The organism is Streptomyces sp. NPDC046465 (assembly GCF_040646035.1).
Lineage (GTDB): Bacteria > Actinomycetota > Actinomycetes > Streptomycetales > Streptomycetaceae > Streptomyces.
Map to the genome: position 1 here is coordinate 250,359 of NZ_JBEYZK010000005.1, position 15,399 is coordinate 265,757.

The 15,399-nt window shown below is 70.9% G+C and carries 12 protein-coding genes; 3 read left to right on the top strand and 9 right to left on the bottom strand.

The annotated features are described in order from the left end of the window. Window positions 1-2: 2 nt before the first annotated feature. The gene (locus ABZ953_RS10345; RefSeq protein WP_361719819.1) at window positions 3-965 is read right to left on the bottom strand and encodes an alpha/beta hydrolase; all 963 of its coding nucleotides are present in this window, start codon (window positions 963-965) and stop codon (window positions 3-5) included. Between the two features lie 165 nt (window positions 966-1,130). Here ABZ953_RS10345 and ABZ953_RS10350 point away from each other — a divergent pair, with 165 nt between their 5' ends. Further along, a complete protein-coding gene (locus ABZ953_RS10350) occupies window positions 1,131-1,766 on the top strand; it encodes a TetR/AcrR family transcriptional regulator C-terminal domain-containing protein (RefSeq protein WP_361719822.1) in 636 nt (211 codons plus the stop codon). 112 nt (window positions 1,767-1,878) lie between these two features. Here the strand turns inward: ABZ953_RS10350 and ABZ953_RS10355 are convergent, their stop codons facing one another. The 8 genes from ABZ953_RS10355 to ABZ953_RS10390 form a co-directional block, all read right to left on the bottom strand. Beyond that, window positions 1,879-7,566, bottom strand: coding sequence for a hypothetical protein (locus tag ABZ953_RS10355; RefSeq protein WP_361719825.1), 5,688 nt, complete (start codon window positions 7,564-7,566; stop codon window positions 1,879-1,881). 157 nt (window positions 7,567-7,723) lie between these two features. Continuing rightward, window positions 7,724-9,715 (bottom strand): N-acetylmuramoyl-L-alanine amidase, encoded by a 1,992-nt coding sequence (locus tag ABZ953_RS10360; RefSeq protein WP_361719828.1) that lies wholly within the window; start codon window positions 9,713-9,715, stop codon window positions 7,724-7,726. A 259-nt stretch (window positions 9,716-9,974) separates the two neighbouring features. Further along, window positions 9,975-10,382, bottom strand: a complete 408-nt coding sequence (locus tag ABZ953_RS10365) for a RidA family protein (RefSeq protein WP_361719831.1) — start codon at window positions 10,380-10,382, stop codon at window positions 9,975-9,977. 151 nt (window positions 10,383-10,533) lie between these two features. Next, window positions 10,534-10,806, bottom strand: coding sequence for a hypothetical protein (locus tag ABZ953_RS10370; protein WP_361720187.1), 273 nt, complete (start codon window positions 10,804-10,806; stop codon window positions 10,534-10,536). Window positions 10,807-10,869: 63 nt separating this feature from the next. Continuing rightward, on the bottom strand, window positions 10,870-11,229 hold the full coding sequence (locus tag ABZ953_RS10375; RefSeq protein ID WP_361719834.1) for an STAS domain-containing protein: 360 nt from the start codon (window positions 11,227-11,229) through the stop codon (window positions 10,870-10,872). Beyond that, window positions 11,226-12,497, bottom strand: coding sequence for a SpoIIE family protein phosphatase (locus ABZ953_RS10380; RefSeq protein ID WP_361720190.1), 1,272 nt, complete (start codon window positions 12,495-12,497; stop codon window positions 11,226-11,228). The genes ABZ953_RS10375 and ABZ953_RS10380 overlap by 4 nt, the downstream gene beginning before the upstream one ends. Then, window positions 12,497-13,306, bottom strand: a complete 810-nt coding sequence (locus ABZ953_RS10385; protein ID WP_361719837.1) for an alpha/beta hydrolase — start codon at window positions 13,304-13,306, stop codon at window positions 12,497-12,499. The genes ABZ953_RS10380 and ABZ953_RS10385 overlap by 1 nt, the downstream gene beginning before the upstream one ends. Window positions 13,307-13,398: 92 nt before the next feature. After that, window positions 13,399-13,659 (bottom strand): hypothetical protein, encoded by a 261-nt coding sequence (locus ABZ953_RS10390; protein ID WP_361719840.1) that lies wholly within the window; start codon window positions 13,657-13,659, stop codon window positions 13,399-13,401. 538 nt (window positions 13,660-14,197) lie between these two features. Between ABZ953_RS10390 and ABZ953_RS10395 the strand changes: the two genes are divergently transcribed. Both ABZ953_RS10395 and ABZ953_RS10400 read left to right on the top strand, forming a co-directional pair. Then, window positions 14,198-14,650: a methanogen output domain 1-containing protein gene (locus ABZ953_RS10395; protein WP_361719843.1), complete on the top strand. Its 453-nt coding sequence runs from the start codon at window positions 14,198-14,200 to the stop codon at window positions 14,648-14,650. Next, window positions 14,647-15,381 carry a PAS domain-containing protein gene (locus ABZ953_RS10400; protein ID WP_361719846.1) on the top strand — a complete coding sequence of 245 codons (735 nt, stop codon included), beginning with the start codon at window positions 14,647-14,649 and terminating at the stop codon, window positions 15,379-15,381. The genes ABZ953_RS10395 and ABZ953_RS10400 overlap by 4 nt, the downstream gene beginning before the upstream one ends. Window positions 15,382-15,399: the final 18 nt, after the last annotated feature.

A 15,399-nucleotide genomic window follows, 5' to 3' on the forward strand; every position in this document is an offset into this window, starting at 1 on the left:
GGTCACGCGGTCAGGGCGGCTCGGAGGAACCCGAGGATCTCTGCCCGCGCGGCCTCGGCCTGCGGCTCCACGCCCGGCAGGGTGAGGAACGCGTGCCGCGCTCCGGGGTATTCGGTGAGCCGTGCCGATGCCCCTGCGGCGCGCAGTCGTTCGACGTAGCCGCGGCCGTGATCGGCGACCGCGTCCCGCGTCGGCACCACCACGAGCGCCGGGGCCAGGCCGCCCAGGTTGTCGGCATACAGCGGCGAGACCGCTCGGGCGTCGGCTCCCGGTGGTACGGAGAGCTGCTGGAAGAGGCGCAGTTGCGGAACGGCGCGCGTCGGGCTGTACCCGTATTCGGCGATCGAAGCGTAGTCGAACATCGTCTCTGACACGTCGACCGCTGGGTTGACCAGCACCTGCGCCGCGAGCCGCAAGCCGGCCTCGTCGGCCCGGATCGCCGAGAGCGCACTGATCAACGCGCCGCAGCTCTCGCCGAAGACGGCCGTGCGCGCCGGGTCGATGCCCCACTGCGCGGCGTGCCGCACCACATGCCGCAGGACGTCCCAGCCGTCGGCGGCGGCCGCCGACAGCGGAGTCTGCGGGTCGAGGAGGCGGTGCTCGACCGAGACGAGGACCGCGGGCAGGTGGGCGGCGAGATGGCTGTTGGCCCAGTCGCACTGGGCCGCCGTGCCCACGAACCCGCCTCCGTGCACGTGCAGTACGAGTGGCAGCTCGGTCCGATCGCCGCCCGCGCCGTCGCGCCCGGAGGTCGGCCGGTACACCCGGACGGCGATCTCACGGTCGGGCAGCGCCACCTTCTGCCACTGGATGCCGGCGCCGGGGTCCGGGTCCCCGAGGAGCGCCCGCGCCGAGGTGGACGCCCGGAAGCGGTTCTCCGCGTCGCGGTACGCGACCAGTTCCTCGGCCGTGATCGTCGGCCAATCCGGCTCCGGCGGTCGCTCCGTGGCAGTGACCTCTCCCATGTCTCCTCCTTGGTGGGGCGTACGGATCATCGATCTGAAACCTACGCCGTAGGTTTCGACTCCGCACGGTATTTTCTACGGTGTAGGTTTGGCAAGGCGAGAAACCTGAAGAGGGCGAAAATAGAGAAGGAAAAGAAGGAAGAGAAGGAAGAGAAGGGAGTGACCGTGGCCAGACGCACTCAGGGCACCGCGGCGGGCCTCGACCGCCCCCGCATCGCCGCCGCCGCCGTCGCACTGGTCGACCGCGACGGCCTGGAGCGCTTCGGGGTGCGGCGACTTGCCGTGGAGCTCGGCGTCGACCCGATGTCGATCTACCACCACATCAAGGGCAAGGCCGCGCTGCTCGACGCGATGTCGGAGGCGGTGCTCGCCGAGGTGGCGCCCGCGACCGACGACGGCGCAGCCCAGAGCTGGGAGGCCATCGCCCGCCGGACGGCGCATGGCTACCGCGACATGGCCTACCGGCACCCCCGGGTCTTCCCGCTCCTCGTGACGCGCGCCCAGACCTCGCCGGTGGCCGTCGCCGCCCTGGAGGAACTGGTCGCCGCGATGCGTGGCGCGGGCCTGCCCGACCGAGTCGTCGCGGACGCGCCCATGGTGCTGTTCAGCTTCCTCAACGGCCACCTGCTGGCGCGCACCGGAGACGAGCCCGGCGCCGTGCCCGCGTTCGACGCCGCCGCGTACCCGGCCATGGCTGCCCTCGCCCCGCTCATGGAAGACTTCGGATCCCTGGCGGAGTTCGACCGGATGCTCGACGCGGTGCTCGCCGGGATGGCAGGGGTCGAACGAAGTCGTATGTAAGCGGGCTCGAACTGGCACTGACCGGCGGCCTCGAGGTCTGCCGTCGGCTGCGCACCCACGACGAGCATGCCCTGGTCCTCATTGCCGTCCTGAACCGTGTCCGCCGCGGCCGTCACGTCGACCGGGGGAAGGGCAGGACCGGCAGGGCGGCCTCGGTGCGGGCGAGGGTGATCTGGTCGAACAGGGCGCCGTCGCCGTTGCTGCGCAGGGCGAGTTGGTCGACGACCTTGACCGCTCCCGCGGTGAACTTCCACAGGTCGATGCGTACGACTGCCCAGTCGGTGGGGACGGGGCCGTCGAACCGCTTCTCGACCATGGACGTCTGCGGCGGCCAGTGCGAGTCGCCGACGGACGCGGAGAAGATCGGGGCGGACTTCGCGGGCCCGAGCCGGACGCTGATCCCGGTGGTCAGGGAGCTGAGGGCCTTCCAGGCGAACTGGAGGTAGCGGTACTCGCCCGGGGCGCTCGGGTTCTCCACGATCCTGAAGTCCCAGTCGTGCATGGCATGCCCGAAGGGGGCCCGCGACGTGGGGTAGCGCTCCACCGCCTTCTTCAGCCGCAGGCAGCTGGTCCCGACGGCGGCGCCACCGATCTGGATGTCGGCGGCCGAGCTGTCCTCCACGATGTCGCGCACGTCGTCCTCCCGGTCGTCGAAGAGGACGGCGAGCGCGTTCCCCGCCAGCACGTCCCGGTGGGAGTTGCCCACCACGGTGCCGTGGAAGACGAGTTCACCGAGGCGGATGTTGCCCACGGGCCAGATGCCGCCGCCGGTGGTGCGCAGCCGGAAGCGGGAGGACGAGAGGGCCTCGAACGTGTGGGTGTGCGTGGCGCCCGCGTCGGAGAGCAGCTTCGGTCCGTCCTTCCAGAGCCCGGCTCCGGTGTCCCACCACTGCAGTTGGACGTCGCGCAGCCACGACTCGGGGTGAGCGGGGTCCTCGGCGAAGGTGATTCCGGTCAGCCGGACCTGCGTGCGGAAGGTGTCGACGGTGAACAGCAGCTCCTGGCCGGGGATGGCGCCGATGGCTCCGATGACCGACGGGGGCACCCACGGGTTGGCGGGCGGGTCGGCGCGTCCGTCGGCGAGCAGGCCGACCGCGTTCTGTTTGGTGAGGTCGATGTACCGGGTCGGGTTGACGAGGCGTACGTCCAACAGGGCGGGGGCGGTCGTGATCAGGTTGGGTGTGAGGTCCTTGGGCGGCGACGTGTTGCCCCAGCCCGCGCGGCGGACCACCGGAACGGGGTCAGGGGCGAGGAGCTTGGGGCGGATGTCGGTCTCGGACGGGGCGAGCCGGGTCCGCCAGCGTTCGTCGAGGTCGGCGGTGTAGCGGAGCACGGTGCCCGTCCAGGTCGCGACGAGGAGCCCGCCGTCGGGCAGCCAGGCAGGTACCGGCAGCGCCTTCAGGTCCTGGGTGGTCACCGGGGTGCCGTCGCGCCGCAGTACGGCGAGGGTGCCGAGTTCGCTGCCGACGGCGACGCGGGTGCCGTCCGGGGAAACCCGCGGGCGGCGCAGCAGATCGTCCCCGGTGTACGTCCACAGCAGTCCGCGCTCGGTGTCGTACGCCTTGAGCTGGTTGCGGGCGGTGACCGCGAGGAACGAGCCGTCGGCGCTGACGGAGACCTCGCCGGCGGCGGTGGGGAGGGTGTTGACGAGGGTGCCGCCGCGGATCACGTATACGCGACCGCCGTCGGCGTCCGACCAGATCACGGCGGTGCGCCGGTCAGCGCTGACGACGCCGCCGCCGAAGTTTCCGTCGCCGGTGGGGATCGACCACAGGGTGCCGCCGTCCGAGGCGGCGAGTCCGGTGATCGTGCGCGCGGCGAAGGTGATGAGAGTGTCGTCGTCGAGGGCGAGGAGGCGCAGAGGGGCCCGCTCGCCGGTCTTCCACCACTCGTGTGCCCACCTCTCGTGCGCCTCGCCGTCCGCGCTGTCTGCGCCGTCTGCGTGGACCCACAGCGCGAGGCCCAGGTCGCCGGAGGTGGCGATCCAGGAACCGCCGGGCGCGGCCGCGAAGTTGTTCAGGCCGTAGTCGTGGCCCCATTCGCCCTTCGTCCAGTCGGTGGCCTTCTTGGGCAGGCCGAACAGCGCGAACCGGCGTCGGGGCGTGCCGTCGGCGCCCAGCAGATACAGGTGGTAGCCCTCGGCGCTGTGCAGGTCGAAGCCCTGTGCGGCGAAGCCGTCACCGGGGGCGCTCGGGGCGTAGGCGAAGTGGTGGCCGAGGCGGCGACGCCAGCGTGTGGTGCCGGTGGCGAGGTCGAGGCCGTAGAGGTTCTGGTCCCAGTTGAAGGCGGTGAGGGCGGCGGTGCGGCCGTCGGCGGTGACCGCGATGTCGCGCACGTGCGGGCCGAAGGCGTACTCGGCCGGGGGCGGCAGCGGATCGTGCGTCAACGGTACGACGGCGTAGAGCCGGGCGGGGACGGTGCGCAGATCCGCGGTGAACTCCCCGCCGAGCAGGCTGACCCGCTCCCCGGTGAGCACGTCGACGACCTGGTGCAGCGCGGGCAGCGCCACCTTCAGTTTCGCTGTCACCGGAACGCGGTGGCCGCACCGCAGGCCCACGCGCCAGACCAGGCTCGGCTCCCAGTCGAGGAGCGTGTTGTTGACCGCCCAGATGTACGTGGTGTTCCCGGCCTTGCGCTCGCTGAGCCACACCTCGGGGTTGTCGCACTCGGCGACCGGGGTGACGACGTCCTTCAGGGCGGCGGTGACCTTGGCCGCCTGGTCGAGGAAGACGCGGCGCAGGCGGTAGTAGGACGCGTCGTCGCTCTGTGGCGTCTCGTCGTTCTCGACGTGGGTGAATGCGGTACCGAGGGCACGGTAGGCGTCCTTGTACCGCTGGACGCAGCTGTCGTCGGCGTAGACGGGGACGGCGTCCGGTCCTTGGCCCACCGCGGTGAGCGCCGCCGCCAGGCGCGGATCCAGGTCGGTGCGCTGGCCGATGAGCAGCACGGCGTCGTAGCCGCGCAGGACGTCGGCGCTGACATCTTCGGTGAAGACGAAGGTGGCCGGGCGGTGGGCGTACAGGCAGGCGGTGTAGGCCTCGTAGAGCCGCATGAAGTACTTGCTGCTGAGGCCCTGCGAGGTCTCCAGGCGCTGCATGCGGGTGGAGACGACGATCGCGACGCGGTCGGCGTTGCGGGCGCCCGCGGTCGTCGGCCCGAGACGGGCGCACAGGTCGAACGCGGCGCGCAGCATCGAGGTGCGGCCCGCGCTGCCGGAGCGGGGGTCGCCGGGCCTGCCGCCGCTGCCGCCGCCGCGTTCGTCGAGGGCGGTGATGCCCTCCAGGTGGTAGGCGCCCTGGTCGCCCGTCATGCCGGTGCCGTTCGCGCCCCGCATCACCTGTTGCAGCAGGGTCGGCAGGATCATGCCGCCGGTGCCGTCGTCGTTGAAGAGCTCCGGGTGGCCCCAGGCGGGCCTGCCGGGGCGCCGGTAGTAGTCGACCATGTGAGCGGTGGAGTTGAGGAGTTGGAGCTGCTCGCCCTGGTAGTGCAAGTCGACCTCGTCGGCGGCGGCGAACACGGTCGGGGGCAGGGTCTGCGGGGCGCGGTAGGGGCCGGTCATCGCGCTGACCTTGCCGGGGAATCGGCTGTTCAGGACTGCGCGGAACCGGGCCGCGGCGTTGGCCCTGAGGGCGATGGAGCGGTCGGTGACGGTGTCGAGGATCGGCACCCAGCCGCCGGGCTGCTCGACCAGTTCCAGCGCGTCGTTGTACTGCTTGCGCTCGCCCTCGCTCTGCGCGGCGCCGGCGCCGATCGCGGCCACCCACCAGTTCGCGCCCCAGGTCCAGCCGCGGAACGCCGCGTAGGTGTGCAGGCTTTCGGTGACTTTCAGCAGGTCGCGTTCGAGCGCCGCCTGGTCGCGGCCCTCGTGGTTCCGCGGCCAGCTGAGGGGCAGAAAGGTGTCGTTGGCGTACAGGACCGCTTGTTCTTCCATGCCGCGGGCGCCGTAACCGGCGATGGTGCGGCGGCCGGGGTCCTCGAAGATCGCCTTTTCCCAGTGGACGGCGGTCTTCGACAGCTTCAGCCGGTCCACGACGGCGGAGTCGGCGGCGGCGTCCTTGAACGCATCAGGCCACTGGAAGCCGAGTCGGTCGACGAAGAGGTTGAGGCCGAGCTTCTTCGTTCTGTTGACGTGGTCCTCGACGGTGTCCGGGAGGTCCGCGAAGACCGGCAGGCGCTGCGTCGATGGGTTCTTGACGACATCCCTGGGGTCGGAGGGGATGCTGGCGTGGTTGTTGGCGTAGATGTCGCTGTACCAGGTGAGGTGGAAGTCGGGCCGCCGCACGAGGCCGGGCCCGAGGTCGATGTACTGCGGGGCGACGGTGAAGCCGGGGAGTTGCTGGGCGTCGATGACGTAGCGTCCGGGCGCCAGGGTGGCGGTGTACTGCTCGGTGAGTACGAGGCGGCCCTCGCCGTCCGTCAGGGGGATGTCCTCGGCACGGACCTCCGCCCCGTCCCGCAGCACCCGCACGCGTGCGCTGCCCGGCAGCGGCGTGCCGTCGGCCACGCGGGCCACGACGCGCACGGTGATGGGTTCGCCGCGCCCGTAGGAGAAGCGGTTCAGGGCGGTGAACGTCTCCGCGCCGCCCGTGCCGGTGACGGCGCGGCAGGTCATCAGGGACAGCGAGCCCTTGGTGCTCTCGGGCGTGCGGATCTCGACGAAGCCGTCCACGACGTAGTCACCGATCCGCCCGGCGACGTCAGGTGACACCCGCAGGTGGTACAGGCCCCGGGCGTCGGCGGGCGGCGTGACCGCCCCGCCGGTCAGCGGCAGTTCGGTGAACTCGGGTACGCCGAGCGGCCGCAGCCACACCCGGAAGCGCGGGTCGTCGGACCACTTGCCCCGGTCGTGGGCGACCGTCAGCGGCATCTTCCGGCCCGCCGTCCACGTGTCCGCCTCGTACGACACGGAGAGCCGCTCGACGTCGGCGCTGACCCGGCGCACGAGCGCGCCGTTGAGTTCGTACACCTCGAACAGGTACTTGGGGTCGTTCCGCTTCACGTAGTAGCGCTGGTTGCGAACCCGGAGGCCCTGCACCACGTATGAGTCGTCCTTCGGCAAGGCCAGAGAGACGGTGCGCTCGAGCCCGCCCTGCGCGTTGTAGACGGTCACCTGCCGTCGTTCCGGTTCCTTCGGAAGACCGGTGGAGACGTGGAGCCGGCCGTCGTCGTCGACGTCGTAACCGCCGAAGGCGAAGCCCGCGGGGCGGACCGGGATGTTCCGCACCCAGGCCCCGTCGAGCGTCGAGACGGCGATCAGTCCGGCGCCGGGCGTGGTGGGCCAAGCGGTGTAGAGCAGCCCGAGCTCCTCGGCCACCCGTAACCCCGCCGGGCCCTTCTTGGAGGTGGCGTTCGGGTCGAGCCCGGTGAGGGAGACGCGCTTGTCCACGGTGCCGGGCTTCAGCCGGACCACTTGTCCGCGGTGCTGGTCGATGGCGTAGAACCAGCCGGACCGGGTCGCCTCGACGGCCGACGGCGCGTAGTAGCCGTCCGTGACGCCTGCGGTGAAGTCGTTGATGCTGCCGAGCGGGTTGAACTCCTTGTCCCAGAAGTCGATCCGGTGCGGGTAGTGGGTCTCGGCGGTCGCGATCACGCCGTTCGCGTCGGCCGTGATGGCCAACGCCGCGTACCCGACCCGCCCGAACCGCTGCGCCGTGCCGTCCGGCGCGAGCCGCAGCGCATGGCCGTCCGGGCGGCCGGCGATCACCAGATAGACCTGGTCGTCCCGGCCGAGGCCCAGGTTCAGGGCCGGGACGTTGAACACGGGATGGTGCCTGGACACGACGTGCTCGATGGTCCTCACGTGACTCTCCCTCGGGAAGCCGTGCGCCGACCGGGCGCCGCCGACGATGCCACCGATCAGCTTCTCGTCCTGAACAGGGAGAGGGAAATCGCCACGACGGGCTAACGGGCAAACCTCTGTACGGCTCCACCCGGTCACCCCCGCCTTTCTGGCGCGGTTACTTGCCCGACTGCGCCACCTGGACGTCGGCGGCCCGCACATAGCCGATCCGGTGCCCGTACTGGATCACGTAGTACATGTCCTTGCCGCGCACCACCTTGTGCGGCGCGGTGTCGAACGTCGGGGCGTAGAAGTACTCGCCCGGCACCTTGTCGCCGACCGCGTACCGCTGGCCCGCGAGGATCTTGTACGGCAGCGGGGAGACCGCCTGCACCGGCACGCCCGCCGGATAGGCCTCCTTCTCCGGGTACGCCCGACCGTAGACCGGGACCTCGCTCGCGCCCGGCTTCGGCGTCACCACGAGGCCCTTCGCGTCGACCGCGGTGGGCTGTTTCGCCGGGTTCTTGAACCAGGCCTTCTGGCCGAGGTACCAGACCGCCGTCCAGTCGCCCTTGCGCTCGGCGACCGCGTACTGCTGACCGGTGGAGAGCCGTGCTCCCGTGTCGTTCACGTCGATCGTGGAGTCCTGGCCACCGGGGCGCTTGCCGATGTCCTTGATGAGCGGGGCGTCGTCACGCGGTTCGGTGTGGACGCGCACCGCGGCCGAACCGTGCGGCGTGCACGTCTCGCCGGGCTTGACACAACCCGTGTACTCCGGACGGTTCTTGGCGTACTGCGGAGCCACCGTCACCAGCCCGCCGTTCGGCCCGGCCGTGCGGCGGAACGGCTTGCCGAGCAGCGTGAAGTAGTGCTGCCAGTCCCAGTACGGCCCCGGGTCCGTGTGCATCCCCGGGATCGTCGACGTGAGGGTGCCCTGGACGTTGTCGTGACCGAGGATGTGCTGACGGTCCAGCGGGATGTCGTACTTCTTGGCGAGGTACTTCACCAGGCGGGCCGACGTGCGGTACATCGCCTCCGTGTACCAGGTGTCGGGCGCGGTGAGGAAGCCCTCGTGCTCCAGGCCGACCGACGTGGAGTTCACGTACCAGTTGCCCGCGTGCCAGGCGACGTCCTTCGCCTTCACGTGCTGGGCGATGTGGCCGTCGGTGGAGCGCAGGGTGTACTGCCACGACACGTAGGTGGGGTCCTGCACCAGCTTCAGGACGCCTTCCCACCGGCCCTCGGTGTCATGGATGACGATCGAGTCGATGCTCTGGCTCTTCGGCCGGTCCGCCAGGTCGTGATTGCCGTAGTCCGGGTTGCCCTGGGGGTCCTTGAACTCCTCGTACGGCGCCGGAATCCACTCGCACGACACACTCTTCGGGCATTCCGTCTCGCCGGCGGGCGCCCTGCGCAGCCCCATGCGCTCCATTTGCGCGGCGTCGGGCTTCAGGCCGGGCACCGGCGCGAGTGTGACGCGCTGGCCCGCGTCCGTGGTGCGCCGCTCGCCGGTCCGCAGCACGGCGAACACGTCGTTGGCGTACGTGGCCGCGGTGGCCCGGTCGTCCGCTCCGGAGAAACGGGCGACGGCGCCGTACCAGTCGGCGGGGTCGCTGCTGAACGGCTTGCCGAGCTTGCGCTGGGCCGCCGCGAGCAGCGCGGCGCCGCCCTCGACGTTCGCCGCGGGGTCGGTGCGCAGCTCCTCGGCGGACCGGCCGGAGAGCTCGGCCGCGCGGGGCAGCGTCTTCAGCCGGGCGGGGATCTCGGACTCATCGGGCACCTCGGTCGCGGGCGGCGCGGCCGGGCGCGAGGTGTCACCGCGCGGGTCCTCCTTGCCCTCGCCGTGGTGCGGGGCCGAGGCCAGGGCGGTGCGCGCGTCGGTGAGGTGCATCGGGCCGTAGCCGCCGGTGACGCTGGCCGCGCCGCCGTGCGCGTCCCAGCGCGACTGCAGGTACGAGACGCCGAGCAGCACGCTCTGCGGCACGCGGTACTCCGTGGCGGCGGCCGCGAAGGCGTTCTGCAGCCCTGCCGCGGGAGCCGGATGGGAAACGCCCGACGACGGGGCCGCACCGAGCAGCGGCACGAGCAGACCGGCCGACGCGAGAGCGCCCGCCGTTCTGACGGCGCGTCTGCGTGCGGACGAGGTAGGGGCGGTGGCGGATCCTCGCAATGCAGCCTCCTGGGACTCCTGGGCCGGTGAAGCGTGGCGGGGCGTGCGGGGCCGGGCGTGCGTCAGTGGTACCGGCTCTCCGACGATCCGTCAATCATGCCCATGGCAGGGGATTTCCCATGTCAGCGCGGGTTCCGGCGGGTCAGGGGCGGGATTTCGCCAAGGGTGGCCCCGCCGCCTGCGGTGCGTCAGTGGCATGGACCAATGAGCGGTGCGCGGATCCACCTGTTCGGCGGAGCCTCGTGAGGGCGGGGCAACCTCAGTCGAGGACCGCGGTGGCTTCGACCTCGACCAGGTGGGCGGGTACGTCCAGTGCCGCGACGCCGAGGAGCGTGCCCGGCGGCACCGGAGTGGTCCCCAGTCTCTCGGCGGCCCGGGCCACCCCCTCAAGGAACAGCGGCATCTTCTCGGGGGTCCAGTCGACGACATAAACGGTCAGCTTCGCCACGTCGTCGAAGGAACCGCCGATCCCGGCCAGGGCGGTGCCGATGTTGAGGTAGCACTGCTCGACCTGGGAGGCGAGATCGCCCTCGCCGACCGTGGCGCCGGACGCGTCCCAGGCGACCTGCCCCGCGATGTGGACGAGCTTCGACCCGGACGCGATCGACACCTGCCGGTAGGGGGCGACTTCCGGCAGCCCGCTCGGGTTCACCAGGGTGATGGCCATGCTGTGTGCCTCCTCGTCGAGAGCCCAAGAGCTCTCGCGGTGCGGTCTCTTGTGGTTACTCGGAAACCGTAGGAGAGCGGTGGCCGACGTGGAAGAACGCACTTTTCGGTGACCGGGGAACTTTTCGGTGACCGCTGCCGCCGCCACCGGTTCACGGGACGTCGCCGGACCAGTCGAAGCGGCGCGGGTCGCCCGCGCGCGGGTCGTACGTCGCCCGCCCACCGGCGCCGAACCGTCCCAGCTCGGTCGGCAGCGCGACGCCCGCGTCGAGCTGCTCCGGCTGCCATCCGGTGACGTCGAGCAGCAGCCCGTCCAGCGGTCCGCCGACGAGTTCGACGTAACGCTGTCCGGGCCGCGGGCCCGGGTGTTCGTGATCCTGGCCGTAGACCCGGCCGCGCAGCAGCTGCTCGTCGTCGCTGTCCATGCCGTCCAGCGTCTCAGCCACCACTGACAGCGCGGCCCGGCGAGCGGATCAGGTCGGGTCAGGTCAGGTCGCGGCCGGGCGCCAGGCGGCTTCCGCGGCCTCGGCGGTGGGGTGGGTGGGGAAGACGTGGTCCAGGCCCGCGATGCGGAAGATGCGGTTCACTCGGTCGGGGACCGCGGCAAGGACGATGACCGCGTGCGCCGCCAGGGCGTGGTTGCGGGCGGCGATGAAGACCGTTATCCCCGTGGAGTCGCAGAAGGTGAGACCGGCTAGGTCGAGGACGAGCTGCTGGCCCGACTCCAGGTCGAGCTCCCGGAGCGCGGTGCGGGCGTCGGGAGCGGTGCGGTGGTCCAGTTCCCCGCTCAGTTCCAGGACCGGCCCCGCGGCTGTGGCACGGGTGTGGAGGGCGAGAAGGTGGGTCACTGCTGCTCTTCACTGGTGGGTCGGGGCACGTTGATGGCCAGCACGGCGGTGTCGTCGTCCACGCCGGTACCGAAGGTGTCGAGCAGGTCGCGGATCGCGGTGATCGTGTCCGGGGCGGTGGTGGGTGCGAGGGCGCGCGCGAAGTCGAGGAGGGCCTCGTCGCCGTAGCGGTCGCCGGTGCCGGTGCTCGCGGTGTGGGCCTCGGTCAGGCCGTCGGTGTGCAGCAGCAGTGTGTCGCCCGCTTCCAGGCGGACGGTGGTGGTGGCGATGTGGGCGTCCGGGAGCACGCCGATGAGCTGCCCGCCGGGCGTGGGCAGGTAGTCGGCGGTCCCGTCGGCACGCATCAGGACCGCGGCGGGGTGCCCGCCGCTGGACAGCGTGACGCGGAAGCCGCCCTGGTCGCCCTCGGGGGTCAGCAGGCCGAAGATGACGGTGCAGAACCGGGGATCGGCCCCGTTGTACTCGTGGTTGAGGACGGTGTTGAGGTTGCTCAGCACCGCCGCGGGATCCGGGTCGTAGACCGCGGCGGCCCGCAGGGTGTAGCGGGCGAGCGAGGTGACGGCCGCGGCCGCGGCGCCCTTGCCGCAGACGTCGCCCAGGAACAGCCCCCAGGTACCGGCGGCCAGCGGGAACAGATCGTAGAAGTCGCCGCCGACCTCGTCGGTGGAGGCGATGTGGTAGTGCGCGGCGACTTCCAGGCCGGGCACGCTCGCCAGGGCGGGCGGCAGCAACGTCTGCTGCAGCGTGGCGTTCAGGCGCTGCAGCCGCTCGCGTTCCCGCTCGGCTTCCTGGCGGGCGCGCAGCAGCTCCTTTTCGTAGGCGCGACGGTCACGGGCGTCGAAGAGGGTGGTGCGGATCAGCAGCGGCTGCCCGTCGCCGGCCGTCTTCACGACGGAGGTGACGAGGACCGGGATGCGGCTGCCGTCGGCGGCCTTGAGCTCCAGGGCGATACCGCTGATCTCCCCCTGCATCCGCAGCAGCGGCGCGAAATGGGTCTCGTGGTAAAGCCGCCCGCCGACGGTCAGCAGATCGGAGAAGCGCTTGCGGCCCACCAGATCGCCCCGCCCGTAGCCGAGCCAGTCCAGCAGGGTGGTGTTGACCTTCGCGATCTGGCCGTCGAGCAGAGTGGACAGATAGCCGCACGGGGCGTGCTCGTACAAGTCCTCGGCGCTGTCCTCCAGGAGCGCGGAGAACTGCGCCTGCTCCCCGGCCGGGCCCCCGTCCCCTTCGGGGTCCCTGCCCTCCTCGTCATTGCTGGTGTCGCACATCATCTGGGGGCACCGGCGAACTCTGCGATCGCTTCGGCGGTCTCCTCGGGCGCGGCCAGCTGGGGGCAGTGCCCCGTCGCGTTCAGCGTCACCAGCCGGCTCCCGGGGATCCGCGCGTGGACGAACGCACCCACCTCCGGCGGGGCGATCGCGTCGTTCGAGCACTGGGCAACCAGCGTGGGAACGCTCACGCGAGCGAGGTCCTCGCGGTTGTCGGACAGAAAGGTCACGCGGGCGAAGACCCGGGCGATGTCCGGATCGGTACGGCAGAAACTGTTCGTCAGTTCCTCGCCGAGCTCGGGCCGCTCGGGGTTGCCCATGATGACCGGCGCCATCGCGCCGGACCAGCCCAGATAGTTGGCGTCGAGGGACTCCAGGAGCTCGTCGATGTCCTCGGCGCTGAACCCGCCCCGGTAGCCGGTGGACGGGTCGTCGATGAAGCACGGGGACGGCGCGAGCATGACGAGCCCGGCGAACGTCTCCGGCTCCCGCGCCGCGGCGAGCACGCCCACCGTCGCGCTCACCGAGTGCCCGACGAAGGTCACAGGTCCGAGCGCCAGTTCGTGGCAGATCTCCAGCACGTCGTCGACGTACCCGTTCAGGGTCGAATAGCGCTCCTGGCTCCACGCCGACAGATCGGAACGTCCCGCGCCCACGTGGTCGAAGACGACCACGGTGAAATCGCGTTCCAATGCGGGCAGCACGAGGCGCCACATGTTCTGGTCGCATCCGAACCCGTGCGCCAGCATCACCACCGGCCCGCCGGACCGGCCGGTCACGGTCACGTGATTCCTGCTCAGCACATCCATAGGGCACATCTTCGCAGACCGAAAATGTGCCGGAGTGTCCGCCCGCGCCCGCGTCGGCCGACCGGCCGCCCGGAGGGTTCGAAGACAGGCTCTCAGGCGGCGGGGGTCCAGTCGTCTGGCTGGGCGGTGTGTCTGCTGCGCTCTTGTCGGAGGCGTCGCTTCTGGTGGGCGCGGGCGAGGGCCCATGCGGCGGCGGTAAGGGGGAGGGCGGCCCAGAGGACGTAGAGGGCGGGGCGCAGACGGTCATAGGGATGGAGGCCGAGTGACGCGGTGAGGACCATGGCGAGGGCGAGGTGCCAACACAGCAGGCGCCCGGCATGGCGGGCGAGGGCGTCGGCGCTGGACGTGGTCACTCAGGACTCCTGGCGGTAGGGCCGACCGTGCACGGGCCGGGGCAGGGTGAAGCCGGGCAGGAGTGGGGGGAAGCTGTAGGGGGTGGGTCCAGAGTGCCCTTGATGACCTCTGAGATGCCTGAGGGTTACCGCCAATCATGAAACCGGTGGATAAGCAGGCAAGCCACCCTCTCGAATGCGGGTGAATCGGCAGTGAGCGGGCATCTCGATTGGTCCGTACCTGGCGAGAAAGTTCCGGAAGTGTGCGCCAATTGCCGTCTGCCGACCGGATATCAGGACAAGCCCGCCCGCCCGTGCCCTCGTCGCCCGTGCCCTCGTCGCTCGTGCCTGAAAGGGCAACTGAACGACCGTGGTGACCACCAGCACTCCGCGCCACCTTCCCGAACGGGTCGACAACCCAGGTCACGGCGAGCAATCATGGAGTGACACAAGGTGAGCCGTGCACTTATCGGCCACACCACGGAGGGGCCCAGTGCAACCATCGGAAGCAGACATCGCCATTGACCGCGATGTGTTCATGCGGAGTCTGATCCGTGAATTGGCCCGTGTACTCGAGGACGTGGTCGGCCTGGAGGAGGCCGCGGGATACGTCAGCCTCGTCAGCCAGACCCTCGGCGGTGACGTCAACCGCCAGTACACCAAGGCCCTGGACGTCGACCGCCTCGACCTCGGACAGGTCGCCCAGGTCATGGTGGACCTCAAGAGGCGCCTCGGCGGCGACTTCTTCGTCATCGAGGAGAACGAACGGCGCATCGTCCTGGGCAACCGGGTGTGCCCGTTCGGCGAGAAGGTCGTGGGCCGCCCCTCGATGTGCATGATGACATCGAACGTCTTCGGCACCATCGCCGCGGAGAACCTCGGTTACGCCCGTGTGGAACTGGACAAGACCATCGCCCGATGGGACGTGGGCTGTCGCGTCATCGTCCATCTGCGCCCACCCGCCGAATCGGACGAGGGCACCGGACGTGAGTACTACGGCGACCTGCGGTGATCCGCGACGAAGCGCTGCAGCTCTTCCGGAAGATCACCGGTCTGCTCACGGAACCCGTGCTGCTCGTCGCCGCCGATACCCAGGTCCTCGCCGCGAACCCGGCGGCGGTGCGGCTGCTTCCCGGGGTCCAGGACGGCCCTCTCCTGAGCAGCCTGGTCTCCGAATCCGACGACGACGTCGCCGCGCGCGTCCGGCAGTGGCTGCGCACCGGCCATCCGACGCCGGCGGGCCTCACGCTGTGCGGCTACGACGGCTCGCGGGTGCGCTGCCGTTGCTTCGGCGCCCGGGCTCAATGGCTCGCCGCGCCGACCGTGCATCTGCGCGCCGTCCGCATCGACCCCGGCGACCGTTTTCTCACGCTCAAGGAAAGGGTCAACGCCCTGGAGCGCGAGCGCATGCTCCGCTTCCGCGCCACCGAGGAGCGCAACGCGCTCACCGCTTCCCTGTCCGCCGTGCACACCAGGCTCGACCATCTGCACGCGCTCGTGGTGGCGCTCGACGCGGCCACTACGACCACGGGCATCGTCCAGGCGGTCGCCAAGCACGTCCCCACGGTCCTCGGCTGCACGGGAGCCGATCTGTACCTCACTCCCGCGCCGCCCGGCCCCACCCGGCTCCACATCCCTCTCGCGCCGGACGCCGCCCTCGTCCTGACCGCGGACGGCACGTCTCCACCGGAACATCTGGAGTCGGTGACGGCGCTGATCGGCGGCACGCTCAAGAATCTGTGAGCAAGCCCTGGCGGCACG